General features: G+C 39.2%; 8 protein-coding genes and 1 pseudogene. 2 read left to right on the top strand and 7 right to left on the bottom strand.

Translation table 11 applies throughout. The features are described 5' to 3' along the window. Nucleotides 1–374 precede the first annotated feature (374 nt). Entirely contained in the window at nucleotides 375–2,570 is a 2,196-nt protein-coding gene (locus ACXAFE_RS17455; protein ID WP_475155579.1) for a TonB-dependent receptor, read from the bottom strand. A 776-nt stretch (nucleotides 2,571–3,346) separates the two neighbouring features. On the opposite strand from ACXAFE_RS17455, the gene ACXAFE_RS17460 reads away from it, so the two are divergent. Further along, a complete protein-coding gene (locus tag ACXAFE_RS17460; protein WP_475155586.1) occupies nucleotides 3,347–5,182 on the top strand; it encodes a hypothetical protein in 1,836 nt (611 codons plus the stop codon). A gap of 239 nt (nucleotides 5,183–5,421) precedes the next feature. Here the strand turns inward: ACXAFE_RS17460 and ACXAFE_RS17465 are convergent, their stop codons facing one another. Next, nucleotides 5,422–6,606 (bottom strand): hypothetical protein, encoded by a 1,185-nt coding sequence (locus ACXAFE_RS17465; RefSeq protein WP_475155592.1) that lies wholly within the window; start codon nucleotides 6,604–6,606, stop codon nucleotides 5,422–5,424. Nucleotides 6,607–6,860: 254 nt separating this feature from the next. Beyond that, nucleotides 6,861–7,835: a transposase gene (locus ACXAFE_RS17470; protein WP_475155597.1), complete on the bottom strand. Its 975-nt coding sequence runs from the start codon at nucleotides 7,833–7,835 to the stop codon at nucleotides 6,861–6,863. A gap of 157 nt (nucleotides 7,836–7,992) precedes the next feature. Between ACXAFE_RS17470 and ACXAFE_RS17475 the strand changes: the two are divergent. Beyond that, nucleotides 7,993–8,169: pseudogene (locus tag ACXAFE_RS17475) on the top strand (IS3 family transposase); the annotation flags it as partial. A gap of 74 nt (nucleotides 8,170–8,243) precedes the next feature. On the opposite strand, the gene ACXAFE_RS17480 reads toward ACXAFE_RS17475, so the two are convergent. The 4 genes from ACXAFE_RS17480 to ACXAFE_RS17495 form a co-directional block, all read right to left on the bottom strand. After that, the gene (locus ACXAFE_RS17480) at nucleotides 8,244–14,684 is read right to left on the bottom strand and encodes a hypothetical protein (RefSeq protein ID WP_475155599.1); all 6,441 of its coding nucleotides are present in this window, start codon (nucleotides 14,682–14,684) and stop codon (nucleotides 8,244–8,246) included. 245 nt (nucleotides 14,685–14,929) lie between these two features. Next, the gene (locus ACXAFE_RS17485) at nucleotides 14,930–15,376 is read right to left on the bottom strand and encodes a DUF4124 domain-containing protein (RefSeq protein WP_475155602.1); all 447 of its coding nucleotides are present in this window, start codon (nucleotides 15,374–15,376) and stop codon (nucleotides 14,930–14,932) included. A 226-nt stretch (nucleotides 15,377–15,602) separates the two neighbouring features. Further along, nucleotides 15,603–16,604, bottom strand: a complete 1,002-nt coding sequence (locus ACXAFE_RS17490) for a hypothetical protein (RefSeq protein ID WP_475155604.1) — start codon at nucleotides 16,602–16,604, stop codon at nucleotides 15,603–15,605. Beyond that, the gene (locus ACXAFE_RS17495; RefSeq protein ID WP_475155607.1) at nucleotides 16,604–23,125 is read right to left on the bottom strand and encodes a LamG-like jellyroll fold domain-containing protein; all 6,522 of its coding nucleotides are present in this window, start codon (nucleotides 23,123–23,125) and stop codon (nucleotides 16,604–16,606) included. Before ACXAFE_RS17495 ends, ACXAFE_RS17490 begins: the two co-directional genes overlap by 1 nt.

Genomic DNA, 23,125 nt, shown 5'->3' on the forward strand with positions numbered 1-23,125 from the left:
TCATATGCGTATTTATATACTCAAGCAAGTAAACATGAGCTTTAGTTTATAACCCCTTATATTCACTCACGCATTATTCAAATCACAAAAAGTAGGTAACTGTAGGTCTTGTTAATTTTGGCTGATCCATGCCTGTTGTTTTTGCTTGTAATAAAAGCGAAAGCGGCTGCTCTAAACAGCGTAGCTAAATGATGTGGTTAACTGAATTTATTGATGTATCAACACAAAAAAGGCGCCTAAGCGCCTTTTATCTTTACTTTTTACGTAACCTCAGGTTTGGGTTAGAAATACTTTTCACAATGCGCTGTTACCAAGTTTACGTTACAGCGTAAGCACAACCAATATTTCTAACCAAAAGGTTAATCACGTAATAATTAGAATGTCATTGAGTAACGTACACCAAATTCGCTTGCGTCATTACTCTTAATTACTAATACGTAATCGCCAGTATTTAAACGTGCATCATCGTAACGTTCGTCAAAGATGTTACGACCATATAGGTCAACGCGCCAGTTTGCATTTGCCGGAGAGTAACCCACGGTAAAGTTAACTAGGCTGCGCGCTTCAACTTCAGTTAAACGATTTGGATCTGAGCTCGGCTCACCATACATGTCGCTGCGGTAAGAGTAATCAATACGTGTATTGATAATTGACCCATCTGACAGCGCAAACTCATAGCTTGGGCTAATTGACGCCGTTAAATCAGGTGTAAGTGGTGCAACAGGTTTCACACCGTCTTGTTCATCTACATCAACATCCATATAACCTAAGCTAGTGTGTACGCTAAAGTTATCAGTGATATAAGCGGTACCTTCCCACTCGATACCGCGTGACGTTTGTGAAACCACTAAGTTTCGCGTATCAAAACCACCTTCTGATGTCGTGCTAACTTGGTAAGGTAAGTCATCGTAGTTAGTGTTAAATAACGCAACACTCATGCTAAAGTTGCTTGTAACTTGACCTTTTAAACCCACTTCGTAGTTAACCGCAGTAATATTGTCAGTCGCAACAAAGCAGCTTGCATCACCGAATAAACAGTAAGGACGCGCTGGGAACTGACCACCTTGGTAACCACTTTGAATGCTACCGTACACATTTAAGCCATTTTCAAGGGTGTAATTAGCCGATAAATCGTAGCTTACTTGGCTCCAATCATCTTCCGCATACGTTGGACCAATACCTACGTTTGCCGTTGCTTCTTTTTCATCTTGGGTGTAGCGCAAACCGCCCGATACACGTAAATCGTCTGTCATGTCGTAGCCAACATTCACAAATACCGCTTTACTTGTTGTTGTTTGGTCTAGCTCAAGTAAGTTTGCACCGCCATTGAAGCGCGAATCAGCACCTTGACGGTTGCTACCTTCTTCTTCAAACCAATATAAGCCTGATACAAAATCAAAGTCACCTAAATAGCCATTTAGCTGCAGTTCAACAGATGTTTGGTCAGCTTCACCGCGCTCTGGGTAATGATCAAGTGCATAAATTGTACTGTCATCATCAAGGCCCGCTTTATATTCAGACGAGCGTTTGCTTAAAATAAATTTCGCACCAAGGTCGTTTGAAATGTCGTAATTAGTGGTAAGCGACACGCCGTTTGCTTTATTGGTTACTTCCGTTACTTCAATCGAGCCTGTTGCGTTGTCGTATGGGTCTGCTGCTACATCAGAGTTACGTAATGGACCCGTTGGTGTTGGGCTGCCAAAACGCATGCCTGTGTAATATGCGCCATTTGGCATTTCATCAATTAATGTCGTGTATGGACGAAGGCCGCCCTCTGCATCATTTGCGTCAGCCGTTACCACAAAGCTTAAATCATCGGTTGCATCGTACTTAACCGATACACGTCCGTGGAACTCGCGGTTTTCACCGACATCGTATTTTGCTTCTGGTAAATTAATAAACTCACCTAAGCCACCACGTTGGTTGTAGCCTGCGTTAAAATTAAAGGCTAAGTTGTCAGTAAGACCACGGTTAATAAATACATCACCTTTAACACGTTCGCGCGTGCCCACTTCGGCCGATAGTTTAGTAACCGACTCGCTGTTTGCTTGTTTGGTAATGATGTTAATCGCACCGCCAATTGAGTTACGACCATAAAGCGTACCCTGCGGGCCGCGTAATACTTCAATACGTTCAATGTTTGCTAGGTTCCAGTTTTGACCTACTTGGCGACCTAAATAAACACCATCTACATAAACACTTACGCCAGGATCCGTTGTGATCAGGTGATCTTGCAAACCAATACCACGAATAAACGGGTTAGCCGATGAGTTATGACCTGCTGAAAAACCAGTGATGTTTAGGTTAGGAACAAATTTACCTACATCAGTAATTTCAGAGATACCTTGTTCAGCCAGTTTATCGCCACTAAACGCACTCATCGCGATAGGCACTTCATAAATAACCTGCGAGCGCTTGGTAGCTGTTACTGTAATCGCTTCGATATCTTTTTTAGCTGCTTGCGTTTCATCTGCTTCATTCGCCACAGTGGCAAAGCTTGAAGCTGCAATCAAAGAAAGGGTGATTGAATTTAACTTGCTAAAACGCAAGAAAGAATTGGATGTTGTCATTAAGTAGCGCCTTTTTGCTCATACCGGGTAATTGCTAATAATGGATTAGCACGACAGTTAATCGGTAATTTATAATCGTTTCGCTTCAATTTTGCGCAACAACAAGGGGTTGTATTTTAACCACATCATTATTTTGCAATATCGAATTAATATGTAATCTTGGTAAATCAACTAGTTAACAGCTGCGTTACCAAACGATTAATACACAAAAAGCAATATTAGCATTTATTTCATAAAAATATCGCAAAAGTTAAATAAATTTCGTGATTATTTCTCGCCATTAGGATGGGTTATCTATAAAACGGATGCTTTTTTGTGTAACAAATGGCGCAAAAACGATTATGAAAAATAAGTTAATTGGCGCCACAGCAATTAATTTAAAGCAGATCAAGACGCGTCATTTTTAGGCCATCGCCATGCAAACCACGAACTTTATGATGACACCCACTTCAAAATTTCACCAGTTTTATGATGACACCCACTTTAATATCTTAAACTCCGGAGCACTGTCCCCCATAATCTTATTTTTGCAACGCATTTTATTTATACCCACTTTTCATACATCCGGAATGGTAAGAATTGAAATTCATTTAGCCCATTACAAAAGCATGTATCAACTAAAAATCACCCATTTTTACAAACACATAGAGAAACTATTTCTCCTTCAACCCTGTTTTTTTACATAATTAAATAGTATGCTACTGCGCGAAATTTTTGGAAAACGCTCCATCATTTCTCAAAGACAGACGGACCGTTAACAATACAAAGGAATTAACGTGAAAAAAACATTGTCATTGTGGCTTTTTACAGCAGTTTTAACTGGTTGTGGAGGCTCAAGTTCTGATAAATCCAACACAAATATTGTTGCAGAAAACAACCTTCCCAAAGCTACTATTACCGGAATTTATAACGCCAAAGCTGGTGTTTCATCATCTGCCACAATTGATATGCATGACGAAGACGGTGATAGCCTGACCGCAACAATACTCAATACACCTGAATGGATTACATATACGGTAACCAACAATCAACTAACCGTAACATCTGAACCAGATCTTTTAGCTATTGGTTCTCATGAATTTGATCTAAAAATCTCTGATGGAAAGTCAACATCTGATTACAAAATCAACTTTGAGGTTGCGGATAATAAAACAATATGGGGCAGCTATCACCTAAGCAAAGAAGAAATTTTTGGTATTTGGGAATCAAAAAGTAGTGACCTTTCAATTACTTTTTCAAGCGGTGATACCGGAGTTTGGATTAAAGATAAAAAAGCACACGGTTTTAACTTCAAGCTGTATCAAGAAATACTAGATCTAAAGCTTGGTAAAGAGCATTGTTATAACGGAGAAGTGTGTGGTTATGATGACCAGTTAACCATAAGAACAGTTGCTAAAGATGATACAAGAATGCGTTTAGTCATTACCGACTTTTCTGGTGATGAAACTGCATATACATTCGTTAAAAATAATGAGAACGCGTTTTCTACCCATAGCTACGTAGGCGCAACTGACAATTTTGAAGGTATGTTTTTCACACTAAATGAATTAAAAATTAGTGATAACACCCCATCGCACTTAGCATTATTTGCAACCTCTAAACTTGGTGACAATGCCACAGAAAATACCCGTTTTATTGCCAATCCAATAATTACGTCGGATGGTAACGGTAAGTTAAATAACCCAGTTCTTATTGAAGAGTTTGAATCAGTAAGATTTGGCAAATATTCTGGAGGTCACGATTATCTAAAGATAAATTTAACCTTAGATAAAATTAGCCTAATTGGACAAACCGATGATTTTCTTTTTGTTGAATTTGATGTTTCAGCGGCCGTCGTCGATGGTTTAGACTCAAGTATCGAAGACTATCGTTTGCTTGCAGATGCATTAAAGCCAAAAACCAATATAAACGCACTTAGACGAATTGAAAAAACTGATGTGCCAGAACTTGAAATGGGTAAACCGTATTTAACACGGTTAATGTCAAAGATTGGACAAGAGCATCTTGGATCATCAAAATTTGAGTTATCCAGTGCGACAAAAGGGAAACTGTTTGTAACGTCTCCAGACGATTATTCTGAATCGTTTATGCCTTTCTCATATACAATTGAGAACGATCAATTAACGGTCGAAATCGATGGTAAAAAAGAAGTAAAAGACTTTTACACGCTTCCTAACGGAGATCTTGGTATTACAGTTAGCTTCGATGATTCAGATGTAAAAAGCATATACGTAATTGTTCCTGCAAGCTACCAACCTACAAGGAAAGACTATATTGGAAAGTTCTATCATGGTGGTAGTTCGGAATATTATGTTATGAGTATAAATGAGAATGAACGGGGTGGATACTACGCTCAGGAAGACTATACCGAGATTGACCCAATAAAGTTTAATGAAAACGGTAGCGTGTCGTTTTTCCATCACTATTATTGCGAATACGAGGAACAGAGTTTTGATGATTGCCTCGCTTATGCAAAAGCTCAAACACGTGTAAATTTACACAACGTAAATTTTGTGTGGGTTGATGATAACTATTACTATGCGACCTATTACCGACACTCTGGTACTACATTTTTTGAGTCAATTAGACGCTATAAAAAAATAGTTGAATAGTAAAAAAACGCAATTTTTTACAAGCATAGTCGATACTAATCTGCTTTAGAGCTGGCCTTATAACGCCAGCTTTTTTTATAACTAGATACTACAAAATTTTATCGATACAAAGATATTTAACATGCGAAATGATGTAAAAACTTATAAAAGCGAAAATACATTTCACAATTAAGTAGGTTTATTCGTTATTTTTCCCTAAATCAAAATGAATAGACCTTACTTAGTTGTTTTACCGACAATTACTTAGGTAAACTTGCCAAAATACTCTTTAAGTGTTTTTGTGAGAACGCATTGTTGTTTTTATCGTGTTTTAAAAACTCATTGGCCAATAACCTAATTACAGTTTCATATCTTTTTTCATTGAGCAGTATTTGTGTATAACTATCGAAGATGGTCCAGTACTCATCAAAGGGAAGATAACTTGAAGCAATCAAAGAATTAAATAGCTCATCAACGCGAACCGACTGTTTATTCTCAACATAAAGTAACTGTACAAGAATAAAATTGTAGTAAGCGCGGTCCTGCTCGGCTAATTTGGGTTGCTCAACCAATTTGTCGAGTTCAGCTAAAGTACTCTCAACATCATTATTTTGATAAAATTTCAGCACATATGCTATATTGTCAGCTGCTTCTTGAGTTAACGATTTTTTAGGCTTATCTTTTTTGGGACGCATAAGCTGATATCGTGCCACGTATTCATTAAACAGTGCATAAGCAATTGAAGCCAGATTGTTTTTATTCATCTTTCCTGTAGCGAGGGACATATAGCCACTTTTTAAACAAGGTGTTTTTACACTCTCAAACTCACAATGGATGCCATATATTTCCGACAAACCGATAAGTCTTAAGCTTGGATTATAAAAAGTATAACGATGCAAACACCGTTCAAGATATCCCATGTAAAGTGTTGCTTTTTCCTCACCAATTAGTGTATCGGGCATGTCTTCAAATGGTTGCTCACACACAGGTAAGTACGTTTGATAGATGTTATCGAGCATTTCTAATTTTGACTTTACTACAGGGCTCCACACTTGATTCGGCTGCAAAATTGTCTTTGCCGTTTCGGGGAAATATCTTTGCAACAGCGCTTTATGGTTATCGAAAGTGGCATATGATACATAGCCTAAATCACCGTTACTTTCCAATAGCGCTAACAAACGAATCGCGGATATATTATTGTTTGCTGCTAGCTCTTTTAGAATTGGCAATGCTTTATGCCTAAGTTCGTCACTATAGCTTTTTATATATGCATCAATAAGCTTATTTTGCTGTTTAGAATGTGTGAAAGGAGCGAGTACATTTCGTTCTTGTTCAATGGCTTCTTTTTGAAATGCAGATCCGGGTACAGACTCGCGTACTTCAAAAGCAACTAGCTGACAAGCTGTCAGACATAATACGATTATGATTAACTTTAGTGATGACATTTATTCCCTTAAATGCATATTTTTAATTGATGTATTCTATATCAGAGTAACAAACAAAAGGATCGGACTTTATGATGACACCCATTTTAATATCACTACCTTATGTTGAACCGAAAATATTTATCTAACCTATTCTTGGGCTATCCATTTTGATTTCTTTCGTTTTGCAGACTTTATTGCGTTAAATTCGATTTTGGCGCACGCCGAATAGCAAAAATGTACCACTTTTGCTTATTTACAACTCATTCTTAAAATTACGCGAGTAAGGCTGTTGCATTAGCAATATTTGGTCGTCGTTTCTTTTTGAGATGTTCACAATATTCAGTCATATTGTCTGGTTTTCCAACAGCACCATGAAATGATTTGGTAAATTGCGTGGTGAGCTTAAGCCAATTTTCAGATGATATGCCTAAGCGAGTTAAAATTGGAAGTTCGTTCGCTGAAATAGCACCGCGCTTATCCTCGCGGATAATACGTCCTGTTAACTCAACGAGTTCAATATAGCTTTTGAGTTCGAACGGTAAGCCTTTTGGCATATGCTTGTGTGGATTACCTGAAAATTTAAGCAGTGCTTTGGGCTGAGTGCCTTTAACTGCTGCGTTGATGCGTTGTTGAATGCTGGTGTAATCTGATTTTTCTGGTGTGTTTGCTATTTTTGCTCTTATTGGGTTTAAGTCAACATACGCCATACAGGCTGCAAGTGCCGCTTCATCAAGGAGTGCTTGAGATTTAAACCGCCCTTCCCAGAAGCGGCCTGTGCAGTTATCTTCAAAGTTCGCCTTGCGAGCGATGTCTTCATTCAGTACACGCATAAACCAACTGATGTCTTTTAAACGATTTCGAAACACTTTGGTCATTTCCGCTAACGTGTTTTCTTCAGCTGGATTTAGGGGCTTACCGGATAGGTATTTTTGTGTGAGTAAATTGCCTTTAAACAACTTGTGCCAACGAATAATAACGGCCTTTTGTTTTAATCGTTTTGCTTTCTTCTCATCCACACATAAGACAAGATGAGTATGATTGCTCATTACTGCATAAGCGCACACATCTATACAAAATACCTTGCTCAGTGCGAGTAATTTGTCTTCGACCCAAGCTCTTCTATGCTCAAACGATTGCCCTGTGCTTTTATCTTCACCGCACAAAAAAGCACGGCGTACACAACGAGAAATACAATGGTAATAAGGTGTATCAACCAAACTCACCTGCTGTTTGCGTGGAACCGCCATAAATCACCTCAAACGAAGTAAAAGCACTCCCCTAAACATAGAAAAACACCCAAACTAAATCAAATTAGAGTGGGTGTCTTTGTTATATCCATCATAGAAAAACACTCAAACTAAATCAAATTAGAGTGGGTGTCTTTGTTATTACCGTCTTTGTTATTACCGTAAAAAGCTGTATGGCTCACTAGAAGAATTGCAAAAGGATCTGGACGAATGGATGGTTTATTACAATAATGACCGAACACATCAAGGAAAAATGTGCTGTGACAGAACACCACTTGAGACCTTGGAAGATGGAAAACGTATTTGGGCAGAAAAGAATTTAGCTCAAATCTAAGCTGACAGTCACCGATAAAAAAACGGGTAACTGTCAGATCAAGTCTGAGCTAGTACAGCTAGGACTAGTACATTTTAATCGTTCATATTTAACATTTCGTTTATCGTTTTAGTGTCTAAATCCGGAAAGATATTCTCTTTTACTTTATCACCTGCCTTTTCTTTCATCCATGTTCTGAAATTCCAAAGTTCAAACCTATCGCCCATTTTAAAGCTGTTGTTTCCCTTGGCAAAACTATATCCCAAAGAGCTATAATGGCTACCATCATTACTTAAAGGCAATTTAGTTAGTTCTTTACGCGCATAGTCCATTTGTTCTTTTGTGTAACTGCGAATCGTAGGACGCTTAAATTGCTGAAGACGCCATTTCATAACATTCCCCTCAGTACCATTCTTTTTAAATTTATTGGTACCTACACGGTCAAAGAAAAACTGTTTATGATAACTCGTAGGGCTTTTATCTTCGTCATCTGCATCACGATCAGACGTACCTTTCGACAAATTATGCGTCTTCCAAGCTAACTTAGAATAATCGCTATTTTTCCAATTCTGTTTTTGGCTTGCACGTGTTTGACCCGTTAATGATTTTAGTTCAAACCAAATATCTTCAGGCTCGCTGCCCTGAGGGCCTGACGGGCTTAACACAAGGTCTACTTCTCTTATTTTCTGAGCCAATTCTTTTACTTCCGCTCCTTTATTGCCATAAATTGTAATGATTTTTCGGCTTTCAATATCTCGAACATACGCATCACTAATTGCAGTTTCATATTCCAAGTGACGTGCAACAAGAGTCGCTAATTGAAACAACGCTCCTGAATGTCTTGGTTGCGCATACTGGTCTTTTAATGCACCAGTAATAAATATTCTGTTGTATACCTGTGAAACTATTTTGTCTCTCACAGCGTTACTAAACGGGACACACCCTTGTTCTTTTAACTTTTCACACCAAGTAACATCTCTTCGTGTTTCTGCATAAGCGACTAATGCCAGTACTAATGGCGTAGGTAAGCGTAAGTTTTTTGCATTTTTTACTAATTGATCAAAACCTTTTTGACCAATACGCATAGCTGATGCGAAACCTATCTGACTTTTAGATAACTTTTTAATGGCTGGAGTGTTTGAATTAACCATGGCCTTTGCCATTGTTGAGGCTGATTCTGATAGCTTGTTTTGGTACTTAACTGGGAACTTCTCTACAAAGCCCAAAACCTTTCTCATATCGTTAACTGCTTTCGTCGGATTCTTTATCTTCTTGCCGTTGTTAGCATACACATAACCTAAGAAAAGATTGCCAACATTATTCGGAGTAGACATAGAAACGGTAGGTTCTTCATCTTTTGTTTCTATTATTGCAGATACATAATCAATCCACGCGAGTATATCTTCACTACTCGTGATTGACTTAACCATAACCAATAGTCCTGCTCGCGCATCATCGTCAAATGCAAGTTGCCCTACAATTATAATAAAAGGACCTAGCGACAAAGCAGTATCCAATCGTCCACTTAAGAGTTCATCAACTATTTTACCTATAACCCCGCCAATGGATTTAATAAATCTAGGATTAGTCTTATTTATTGGCCGTAAAAAACGGCCTAATGTATTCTTAAGTGGTAATAAAACTGGCTTTAATACCGGTATCGCACTAATAACGCCTATTCCACTTAGTGTTAGTTCAAGCGGGTCGAACTCTTCTTTACCAGCCGATAAATAGTAAATCTGTTTGACCAACATAATTCCATCGTCGATTGGTAACATCACACCGACGGCCTCTCTTAAGATGTCAAACGCATTCTCAAATACCCAGTCAAGTAACCCTGCGTTAGCAACCCCAATAAGAGGCACTGACGGATAATCTTTATAAAAAGTTAGGTCAATTGGGGGGTAACCTGGAATTTCTCCGGTTTCACTGTACATCGCTGCAAGCTGTCCAAAATATTCCGCACTGATGGCACTTATAAAATACGTTGTTTCACCAGCTTGAATCCCTACTCTAAGCGCATTTGCTTGCCGGTTAGCAGTATTAAACTGACCTGTACTAATTAAACTTATTTCCTTGGTTTTCTCGGTATCGTTAAATTGAATAGTTTTTTCTGTTGTACCGTCCGAAAATGTAACTAAAGGCTCTGCATCATAATCGTATAATTTGAATCTACTTAAATTACCAGTGAATTTTTCTCCGATAGTCAAACCTCTTTTTGTTACGGAATACTTTAGGGTACCTTCAGTGCTAACAGTATGCTCTTGTCCATTAACAACTAATAGTAATAGACCATCTTTATATTTTCCCGATATGGTGCTCCATTGATTGAGCACCACACTATGAGATTTAACTGACACTTTGCCCGAATCGTTATGAACACTAAAAACCAGTTCACCTTTTGTATTTAATTCTAGTGATTGCGCTCCTCCCTCCAAGTCAAAAATCATGCCTCCATAAGCTTTAGGTTTGATATCTAGTCTAAACCCCGTGCTATTTGGCATTTTAAAAGAGCTTGCTTGAGGTATAGTTATTTTACTTGATAGCCAATCTCCATTGGGGTTTAGTTGTGCCTTTGCGTTAAAAGCAAAGCTTTTCCCACCCAAAATAGGATTATCGTCGACAACTTGAATAAACGAGGCAATACCATTGTGCAGTTGATTGTCATCCGCAATTGTATCGCCAGCAAGATAGTTCATTGTAAAGGATGCCACAGATTGAATATTCGGTTCAGGGGTTGTACCTATTCTTATGATTTGTTGACTATTCTCTTTTCCATGGACAATAACTTTTGAAGAAGTATCATATTTGATGCCAATATTTGCACCATCATAACGTTCGTATTCATAAGTACCGCTAGCGGATTTATCAATTACGAGCAGAGATTTTGATGTATCTAGGTAGTTTGTAGCCTTAGGCTTTATTTTTGTTGTAGCAAGGTCCCCCAAAACAAGTCCAACTCTAGCTGTAATTTGAATATCATCTATTGGATGAAAGCCACTAAACAAATTAACGCTTACCTTGCCCGCGCTATTAGTCATTACTCTATTACGAGCAAACCGACCGACATTAGAATTTAACACCACTGGTACATTTGAAACTTTGGTGCCGCTCGGCTCTGTAACAGTCACTTCAATAGGGTAGGTTTTTCGTTCTTCCATTTGAGTCGGATAATCGGTAATTTTTACAACCAAAGGGTGCACCACAAAATCAACCGCTGTTGACACATCATGTACTGAAAAGGTTATCTTTGCCTCATTTGAGGGCTTAGACTGCCCTTTAATAAAAACAGAAGCCCTACCATTTACTGTTTTACCGTGGTTATCATCAATTGCGATGAGTTTAGCTGGTCCATCTAACTTAAAGCTAATTGGCGTATCATCAGCTACCACATTTCCGTTTTTATCTCGTACGATAAGCGAAATTTCTTTGCCTTTATGCCCTTCAATAAAAACTTCGCCCTCGTTACTTACAACCTCTATACTAGCAGGCTCTCCTGGTATCACTTTTATCGTATTCATTGTCACATAATTTTCTTCATCACCTTCAATGTATACATACGGCATCGCGTACTTCCCCGTTACAGGTGGTAGCTCTATGTCTGTTTCAAATACTCCCCTATCAACATAATCTAAATTTTCATTTTTAAACGCACCGTGGCCTTTTTTACCCCATTTCAGGTTTATCGGTAACTTATTCTCACGATTTGCGTAGCCAATTATTAAACTTTGAAGAGGAACTACGGGATCATCGGCACTAACCAAAATTGACCCATCTTCAGAAAAATTATCTTTCCCAACCCAACGAGTATCAAGTAAAACTGCTTCAAACGCATAATCCCACAGTACATTAGTGGGGTCGGTGTTGTTGTAGAGACTTAGCGTCACAAAATCTTCAACATCGAGCGCTGCAATATGGTCAAGGCGTTCAAAACGTACTTGACCTGATTCGCCAATAGTGGCTTTGATTTCATCAGCCCCAAGTGAAAACACCAGTTCTTGGCCTTCACCTAAAAATTCTAGCGCGTCGCTGTTTGATGCCAATAAGTCGTACATCATGGTAACCATGTCGTCGCTTGAGCCAATTAATGGACGCTCTTTGGGGTAAAGCGATATCACATTATCACCGGCTGTTTGGCGCAGGATATCGTTTACTTTTAGCTCGTATGTACTGAACTGATACTCTGGGCGATAAACATAACGGTAAACAGGCTCTGGCTTTGCCAAGTCTCCTGCTTCTCCCGCCTCAACCGCTTTTTTATACTTAAAATTTAAATCTGTCGTTAACTCTTCATTAAACACAGGCACTTTAAACGGTACATAGTATTTTGGACGGTGCGCCAGCGGCCCATCACCCGCGCCTATTTCTTCAAAGCTTGGTGATTCTGAAATGGGTTCACCACTTACATTTACGTAAAAGTGTTCATTAGTTGACGCGCCACCTGGCAAATTAATTTGAACAATATTACGCCCAGGTTTTATCGCAAAGTTTGCAAGCTCTCCGCCAACGGTTACCAAACTATTGTTACCGGCAACTTTTGCTAAACGCCCTGTATAACCAAAGTCAGCTAACCCTGCAGGTAAAGGGGTACCATCGTTATCAAACCACTCCGTTGTCAGCACTAGCATTGAATCACTTGATAATGCTGAGCCTTCATAACTAATCACGTTTTTTTGCTGACCTGTTTTTATTGAATTTTTATTTGGCTCAAAAATGCGCTCTGCTGTTATTTTTAAGTTAGGTGGATGCATTTCAGTAATATCAGCAAAGTCATATAGTTCTTGCACAGAGGCATTTTGACGAGCGATATCGGAAAAAGACCGTAGCTTAGACCCTATATAACCCGTTTTTCGGTTAATTAGTATAATTCTAAGCATTTCATTTGGCTTTAAGTGGTCTGCCTCACGGCGATGCAACTCAGGGTTCATATGAGATTGACTTTGATACAGATTAAACCCTTCCTCTCCCCTATATTCTCGGAAGACATAATTAGACAATACTTGCGGACCACGCATGTGGAACTGATAAGAGAATTTGTTATTTATAACGTCATAAGTATCAAAAAAGCCTAAATAGTCTCGCATGTCTCTGCCTTTTCGCTGGGTCAGCAGCATGCCTGTTGACTCCCGAAATATAAACATGTCAGTGTCGCGCAAATCATCTTCGCTTAAACTTTCTAGCAACCCTTGCGGTTGTAAATCAGTAACAATATCAACAACGCGCATTAAGTCTGGTTGTTGTATTTCAGCTTTGTCATCATCACAGTTAGCTGATGGCTTCACTTCATTTGATGATAAGTAAACACCATAATATTTAGAATCATCAACACTCTCTTTGCAAACAAACTCCCCTTCATTATTTATATTTCCATAAAGAATATATTCTGCAAGGTCATCTCCATCAAAATAAAACATTGGTTTTTCATTAGCTTTTATTTCAGGCTCTCGGTAGGTGTATTTTGTTTCAGACCCAATTGGCACGGTTTTGTTTTGAAACGGGTCATAGATCTCTGCTTGACCACCAAGAATATTGGTATCAACAAAAAAGTTGTACTGATGGATAGATGGCTTCGAGATAGATGCTTGAAGACCCACAAGATACGCTTTAAACATAGCGTCTACTATATTTGACACTGATATTGCATCATAACCTATACAAGCGTCATATCCTGGAAGCACTTGATAATCAAAACCTGCCATTTTCGCTTTCGGGTTGAAGTTAGCGTAAAAATAATTCATGTATGCTGGCGTATTGTATTCAAAAAAGAACAGGGGGCATGGCACTAATCCATATGTACTTAACCACCTCCCGTCTTCGCCAGCGACCGCCATCCCACCATATGGCGCCATCACCTCAACAAACGCCTCTTTAAACGGCGCGTAGGCTTTCTTATTTTTTAGGTCTAGTAATGTTGAAGGGTTCTCACCATCGCCTTCATAAAAAGCCGATTTAAACGCAAAGTTATATTCTGATTGGGCAATGAGTTGGCCAGAGCGATTTAATAAAAGCGATCTTGTATTACCATTGGTGGGGCCAACAGAATTTAAGTCGAAACGTGCTCTCAATAAAATAATATGTTGCTTTGCCGAAACCAAAGTCTTAGGTTCTAAAAAAACAACACTTTTAATGGATTCAGTTAAACTAAACTTATCAACTTTATTTTTTAAGCCAGTTTTTAAAGTCGCGCTCTCGTATTGCTCCCTAGACATAATCACTAAGCGGTCACCGTACTCACTTTTTAGTTGTGATAGTACTTCAAGGGATGTGTTAACTGTATGAGCTGAAAGCGCGTAACTTCCTAAATTGCTAGCATATGGGTATTCTGCCCCAACAATTTTACCATTTTCGTTGTATTGTGCCCAAACTGGTAAATCGTTTTCTAAGACAAGGCCACGCGCTAAAACATAACCACTTCTTGCTCGATATATATCAAATGCAGTGTAAGCATACGCGGGAACCACCTCAAATATGAAAATGCAAGGTAACAGCAGCCAAAATAGTATTTGCTTAAATCGAGAGAATTTATTCAACAACATTTTTAATCCTTTAAACCTTTTAAGCCGCTAACCGTGAAAAGTTAACTTTATTATTTTTATTCACTATCAAAAGCCATACACTCATATCGAAAGGCTGAGTATCACTGTTTAAATCGTTTAAATATTCAATTTAGTACTCAACTAGAACCAGAATTAAAACGTTTTTTTAACCGTTCTAACAATGGGAGCTACTACTCGTGCTAAACGAAAAATTTACACTAGGTGTTAAGTCCACTTACGCTCGTTCAAATTCCTGAACACATTATTTCCATGTTTTCTTTGGCACTTTTTAGCCAATGTTTTTCTTCTGATTTCGTCATCATGCGTTTTTGCCCTGTCGCAACGTTGTAACCTAAAATCCCTTCACGTTTATAACGTTCATATTTTTCTTTGTAACGGTTACAGCGTGCTATGTCTTTTGCTTTTTCTTCAGAACTAACTTTTGGCTTATTTACGCGATTTACATTACTTTTGCTACCGCCAGAAAAATGTTTGTGTACATTAGGGTGAGACTTAGAGCCAGCCGCCAATTTGGCTGCTATTTTTATTTCTTTATGTGCATACTGCGCAGGAGGAATATCACTGAAATGGGTTTTTCCCTCTGCATCCGTCCATTGATAAATTTTCGCTACACTAGAGATCGGCACCATTAGTGCCAACGCAAAAACCAGCAATAACGTAAATGTGTTCATATTTGCTTCCTTTCTAAATATGAGGGTATATCAAATTTGTTTCTATTTATGCGTAGTTAGATTAACTGTCGAACTAGTCTAAGAGCGCATCGGTTCAATCACCTTAACTCTGCGAGCTAGGTAAACTTCTACAACCTAGTTTTCAAAGATTCTGACTAATTAGTAAACCCTATTGATGCCAAGCTAAATCAAATTAGCGTGGGTGTCTTTGTTATTTCTTTGATAATTATTGTAAATCCCCATTTTTTGGTTTACCAAATTTATCAAAATCTCTTTTATTAACCCATTTTTGACTACTCCAATCTGCCCAAACTAGCTGTTTCAATTTTTGCCATTCTTCCTTCCCTTGACCGCTATCCCAGTCTTTATGGGCTTTAGCAAAGATGGTAGTCACTCGTTCAGGCAAGTATTTCTCTATAGCTTTAACAAATTCAGTGAAGTCTTCTGCCACTTTTATTTTAATAGGTAAATATTGCTCTTTATTTTCCAATACATCTCTAAAACAATATATAGATGCGGTTAATGCCAAATCAGGATTATGTATTTCAATGACTTCAGCCGTCTCAATATACGAAGCAATGGAGCGCAAGTAACTGCTATACCCGTTATAATAATGTTTTGGACTCGGGTAGGGGCTAATTACTAGATAAAATGAGTTTACAAGAAAGTCATTTACAATATTTTGTACATACTTTTTTTTATCTTTACTTAGCTCAAATTGAATATCATTTTCTAATGCATTTCCATGTAAAAAGTTAAAAAGAAGCTGCTCTCTTCCAGCCAAAGGAAGCTCATCTTTGAACCTCGGTGTGAATGAGGAGTGATATCTTCCTGCGCATTTTAAGTAATACTCTCTAGCTTGTTTCAACTCCTTCTGCCATATTTCTTCTTTACGCTTTTTAACCTGCTCAATTATATACTTATACATCTCTTCAGTTTGAATAGGGCTAAATAGCATTAATAGAAATACTCTTCCGTGAATACCGCCCAAAGCACAATCAAACTCCGAACTAAGATTCCGAGATTCTTTGTAAGTTTTCGCTAAATATCCATTTGTATTATTAAAATCTAAGTTACCCGTCAAAAAGAAATCTTTTAATTTTGCACGCTCTTCTTTATCTCTTGGGCTATAACAATCAATAACTGGTTCGACGAGCTTCCACTCTTTTTTTCTCGCTTTAAACCATTGTTCATTTTCGTTTTGCCAACCAGCTAAATATTTATCCATTAAAATGCCACACTTTGTTCTATTAGTTCTGTGATTAATTCGTCATCGATTCCATCGAGCATTACATCTCGCCCAGTGGTTAAAATCAGGGTTTTTATATCACCATGAAGTATATCTTTAAAAGCGTCTTTTTCTGTATACTGAGATGTATTATCTTTCTTATCGCTATAACCTAAACTGGTGTAATAGGAATTAGTGCCATCTTTGAGTGGCAGTTTACGTGCAAATTTAGCTACTGTTTTTAAATCAGCTTCATCATAACCTTTAAGTTGTTTACTGCGGTTAAATTTCTGATAATACCATAGCATTTCGCCAGCGAGTTTACTTTGGTTAGCGCGCTCAGCGGTTAAAACTCGGTCTAAATAAAATTGCCTGTGCAACCCTTGTTTTGGTTTGCTTAAGTCAAATTTTTTCCAACGACTTCTAATAGAGCTGCTTTCACTCTTTTTGTAGGATTTAATTTCTACAATTGTACTGTTTGCAGGGTCATCGCCGTTTAAAGTAATGTCTGTAAACCTCTCAAAGCTTTGACCTCTTATTAATGTTCCCAATTGATCGCTTGAATAGAGCTGCACTTCAAAATTCTGCTCAATCGCAGTTACTCTGTCCTCTTCTCGTTTTGTGGTTTCATACACAAGGTGTTTAAATGCCAACATACCGACATGGAATAAGTGACCATTTTCAAATTTTCCAAATACTTTATTTGTGTTGTCATTAAGAGATGTAGTGAAAGCTTTTACGTATAATTTTTCAAGCTCTACATCAATACCACTCGCTAATGGCACACAATCGCCTATCGCCTCCGCATCACAAGCAGAAACATTACGCGATTCTAGATAGGTTAAAATGGCTAATATCGTAAGTGGCGACATTCTTAAATTATTGTTTTTGGTGATGTAGCGCCTCAAAGCGTTACCCCCTGCCAACATGCCCGTAAGCGACACTGGCGAAAAAGCGATTTTACGCTGCTTGCCTATCGCACCATCTTTAACATATTTTGAGACATTTTTAACGGCATCCACCATTTTTCCGTCATCCAGTTTGCCGCCTTTTCCATTAAGCTGCCTAGCCGCTCTTAACAAGTTTCTACCTAGAATGGCGGCTTTTACCTTACCTTTTTTGAGTGGTTTTTTCTTCGCATAAGCAACCCCCATCACCGAATTTAACGGCGAGAAATAAGGCTCGGCATCTTGCAACGAGTGATATGCCGTTAGGTCTACGTCTGGTGGCTCGCCAGCTCCCTCCCAACCATCAGCCGGTAAGCTCAGGTATTCCATCCACGCAAAAATGTCATCGCTGCTTGAAACAGATTTTATTAAGACCATTAAACCTTCCCTTGCTTCCGCATCAGCTGCCATCTCACCTGCAATTATTAAGAAAGGTAAAATGGTTAATGCCTTATCAAAGTCCCGTTTAAGAATATGGTCCATTGTTTTACCAATTACACCACCTAATGACTTTAGAAATTTAGGATTAAGTGCTTTGACAGATTTAAATACTGCTTTTACAGGCCTTATAATTGGGATCAACGGCTTTGCGAGCGGAACAATTGTTAGTACTTCTATGGCATTTAACGCCAACTCAAGTGGGTCAAATCGACTGTCACCTTTGGCTAAGAAAACCACTTGCTCAGCGACTACGCCAATTGCCTCATATGGAATAATGGCACCAGCAACGGCTTTAAAGCCTTCCCAAGCACCTTCCCAACTGAAATCAAACCATGCATGCGCCACTGGGATAAACGGGATTGGTGTATATTTTGTGCTATTAAAGGCAACGGGCGGATAACCGTCTGGCGGATTAAACGCCGCCATCATTCGCATCATTTGCAAATAGCCTTGTTCGCCTATCACACTGGCAAAATACTGTTTACCATCAACGTTAATACCAATGCGGTATACACCCGCCGATTCACCGTTTTTATTAAGCTGCCCCGTGCTTTTTATTGGTAATAACGTTTGTGATTGACCCGTATTAAAGTCAATTTGCTTTGCTTGTGTACCATCTGCAAAGCTTAATAATGGTTGACTCTCGTAGTCATAAAACTTAACGCTGCTTAAGTTACCATCAAGCCCTTTACCGATAGTAAGTCCGCGAGACGTAACCGAATAAACTAATGGTGTGTCGGGCACGTTAATCGTTGTTAGCTGGCCATTAACTTCTAATTGAAGCTCGCCGCCTTGGTATTTACCCGCAATTGTAACCCATTCAGACAAATTAACGGCATTGCTTGAAGTAACGGATATTTTGCCAGATTTGTTATGAAGGTAATAAGTCAGTGTGCCATCTTGGTTTAAGTTTAAGCCTTGTGCGCCGCCTTCAAAATCAAATACTGTCGAGTCAAATGCACTCGCTTTGAGGTCTAACCTAAAACCGACACTATTAACAGGCTTAAAGCGCTCATCTGCTGGCACCACGATTTGACTCGGTAGCCATTCTCCAACCGGGTTTTTCTCAGCGTGTTTTTTGAATTGGTAACTAAAACCTGTTTGCGTTGGGTGGTCATTAACTAACTTAACAAAACTTGCTTTACCATTATGAAGTTGGTTTGCATCAGTGACTAATTCCTCGACGAGTTCACTCATGAAATAGGCTGAAATAGGCTGTAAATTAGGTTCAGATAATGTGCCTAACGTGACAAACTGAGAGGTATTTTCTTGCCCATTTAGCTCTAAGTTTCCAGTTACGCTGTAAGGGAGCTTTATGACTGAATCGTCTTCACGGGTTAATCCAAGTGCACCATCGACATCTGCTTCACCAAACACTAACACGTCAATACTGTTTGCTGCGTTTTGCTGTGTAACAGGCGACGCCATAGAGGCTATTCGCGCATTTAATTGCGCCCCTTTACTAAACTGGCTTTTTTGGCCAAATTGTTTTGCCGTTTGCATGCGAAGTGCTGCTGATTGTATGGGTTTAGCGGTAATATCCCCCTCAACAACATCACCTTCTACTAAGCCAACTCTTGCAGATATTTGCACTTGCTCTAGGGCATGGAAACCTGTGTGGATTTTCGCAGTAACTAACCCATCAGCATTGGTTGTTAACGTGCCACGCTCCAACCGCCCACCATTAGTTTCAAACCATACACTCACGCCTTGTGCAGCACCACCACCTGGTTTAGTGACTTTTGCGCGGACTTCATATACTTGACCCGCTTCCATATTAAGTGGGTAATCTTCAATTACAACCGTAAGTGGTTGTATTACTAAGTCTAATTCTTGAGAAACATTTCCGGTCGTTACTTTTAACTTTAATTCATCGTCGGGTAAATAACCGCCCTTCACAATAAGTGACGCTTTACCGTTGGTGAAGCTATCTGAAGCCTCTGAAACGATGCCATGTCCGTCTAGTGAATAGATGAAAGAGGTACCATCAGCCACTAGGTTGCCGTTTTTATCTTTGGCTTCTAGTTCAATATTGATTTGACCTAACCCTTCCATGTAAGCATCCCCCTCCCCTGTGACACTTAAAGTAGCAGGCTCACCCGGCACAACTTCTATGGCATCCATAATAACGTAATTGTCTTTATCGCCAGCAAAGTACACAAAGGGGGTTGCACTTGTACCAGTGTACGGCGGTAGCTGAATATCTGCGGCAAAAACGCCGTTTTCGGCATTGTTATTATCTAAATTAATAAAGCTGCCTGAACCTTTGGCATCCCATTTAATTTCAACCGGAGTTTTATTCTGACGGTTTGCGTAACCGACGATAAGGCTTTGCAGTGGCACAACTGGGTCGTCTGCACTCACATAAATAGTGCCATCTTCGCCAATGTTGTCATAGCCTGCCCAACGCGTATCAAGTGCTACAGCTTCAAACGCATAATCCCACAGTACATTCGTGGGGTCGGTGTTGTTATAGAGACTTAACGTTACAAAATCTTCAACATCTAGCGCTGCAATGTGGTCAAGGCGTTCAAAGCGTACTTGACCTGATTCGCCAATGGTGGCTTTGATTTCATCAGCGCCAAGTGAAAACACCAGTTCTTGGCCTTCACCTAAAAATTCTAACGCGTCGCTGTTTGATGCCAATAAATCGTACATCATGGTAACCATGTCGTCGCTTGAGCCAATTAATGGGCGCTCTTTGGGGTAAAGCGATATCACATTATCATCGGCTGTTTGGCGCAGGATATCGTTTACTTTTAGCTCGTATGTACTGAACTGATACTCTGGGCGATAAACATAATGGTAAACAGGCTCTGGCTTTGCCAAGTCACCTGCTTCTCCCGCCTCAACCGCTTTTTTATATTTAAAATTTAAATCTGTCGTTAACTCTTCATTAAACACGGGCACTTTAAATGGTACATAATATTTTGGACGGTGTGCCAGTGGTCCATCACCTGCGCCTATTTCTTCAAAGCTTGGCGATTCTGAAATGGGTTCACCACTTACATTTACGTAAAAGTGTTCATTAGTTGACGCGCCACCTGGCAAATTAATTTGGACAATATTGCGCCCAGGTTTTATCGCAAAGTTTGCAAGCTCTCCGCCAACGGTTACTAAACTATTGTTACCGGCTACTTTTGCTAAACGCCCTGTATAACCAAAGTCAGCTAACCCTGCTGGTAAAGGGGTACCATCATTATCAAACCACTCAGTTGTCAGCACTAGCATTGAATCACTTGATAATGCTGAGCCTTCATAACTAATCAAGTTTTTTTGCTGACCTGTTTTTATTGAATTTTTATTTGGCTCAAAAATGCGCTCCGCTGTTACTTTTAAGTTAGGTGGATACATTCGAGTTTCATGTAAAATACTCATGTAATGACGATCGTCAGATATCCCCCAAAATGAACGTAATGCCGTTCCTATATAACCGGTTTTTCGATTAATAAGGACAATACGCAACATTTCGTTGGGTTTTAAATGATCCGCTTCACGGCGATGCAACTCAGGGTTCATATGAGATTTACTTTGATACTCAATAAAGCCGGCTTCTCCGCCTGTTCTCCTCATCGCATAGTTATAAAATGCGTCAGAAGCAGGGCCTCGCATAAAAATTTGGTAGGTAAATTTGTTATTATCAATGGCGTAGTGACTAGCCCCTTCCCTTAGATCTTTACCTTTGCGTTGCGTAATTAGCATTCCGGTTGATTCTCGGAAAACAAAAATATCTGTGTCTTGGAAATCATCTTCACTAATTTCAGCAAGCAGACCCTGAGGTGTTTGGTCCGTGGCGATGTCGACTACTCGTACTAAATCTGGTTGAGGTAGCTCTGGTTCTTCGTCTTTACAATCATACGCGGGTTTAACCCCGTTTGATGATAAGTAGACACCATAATAAGTTGCATCATCTGGCGATTCATTACATACAAATTGGCCTTCAGCGTTTAAGTTGCCATGTAAAGTAAATTCTTTCAGATCATCGCCATCAAAATAAAAACTAGGTGACGGGATCACTCGATTTTGGGGCTCGTTATAAACGTATTTTGTTTGACCAGTAATTGGTACTGGTGCACCTGAATTCAAATCGATGAGTGCGCCACGACCGTGTAATAGTGTTGTATCAACGAAATAGTTATTGATTCCGACAGGATCTTGAACAGATGCAAGTATTCCCATGATGGCAACTTTTGCCATCAAACCTGCAAGATCTGTTGGTTGGATCGCGTCATAACCAATACAAGTGCTATGCCCAGGTAACATTTGATATGAAAACCCTGCCCTGTACCCTCTATGGTTAAAGTTGCCAAAGTAATATTGTAAGATTGAAGGCGTTGTATAATGAAACTCAAACATTGGGCACGGTATTAACATGAAGGGCGCCCGCCACTTACCCTCTTCATCGGGTATCGCCCCGCCAGGATACGGTGCTACAACTTCAATATATGATTGGGTATACGGAGCATAAGGCGTTTTATCAAACAGCGATCGAATAGATGACGGGATTGCACTGTCACCTCGTTCACCATCATAAAAAGCCGCTTTGAATGCGATATTAAATTCAGATGATGCGATTAATGCACCTTTATAATCAAGTAATAATGATTTCACGCCCCCGTCAACCGCGCCAATACTGTTAAGGTCGAAACGAGCTAACAGCAAGACCATATCTTGATCACCTGACACTAACGTTTTAGGGTCCAGTATCGCTATGCTTTTATAATAATCGGGGATCGTAATTTTCTTAATTTCGGTTTTTATGCCTGTTTTAAATTCTGCACTGTTATATGCATCAACAGACATTATTTGGAGGCGGTCACCATGCTTTAGTTTTAATGAATCGAGTGTTTGATGAACTGAGTTCACATGCTCTGCTGAGAGCACATAACTTTTGGGATAACTAACAAGAGGAAACTCGGCTCCCACCGTCTTTCCTGAGTCATTATATTGAGCCCAAATCGGCAAATCACCTTCCAGTACAAGTCCGCGCGCCATTACCATACCGATGCGAACTCGTTGAATGTCTAAGTATCCGTACGCGTTTGCAGGTTTAATTTGTGTAACTGTGCTAAATAAAATTAAGTAAATAAATACAATGTACTTAAACAAAATCGAAAGTCTTAAGAACCGCAT

Source organism: Pseudoalteromonas sp. ABV4_021 (assembly GCF_056159365.1).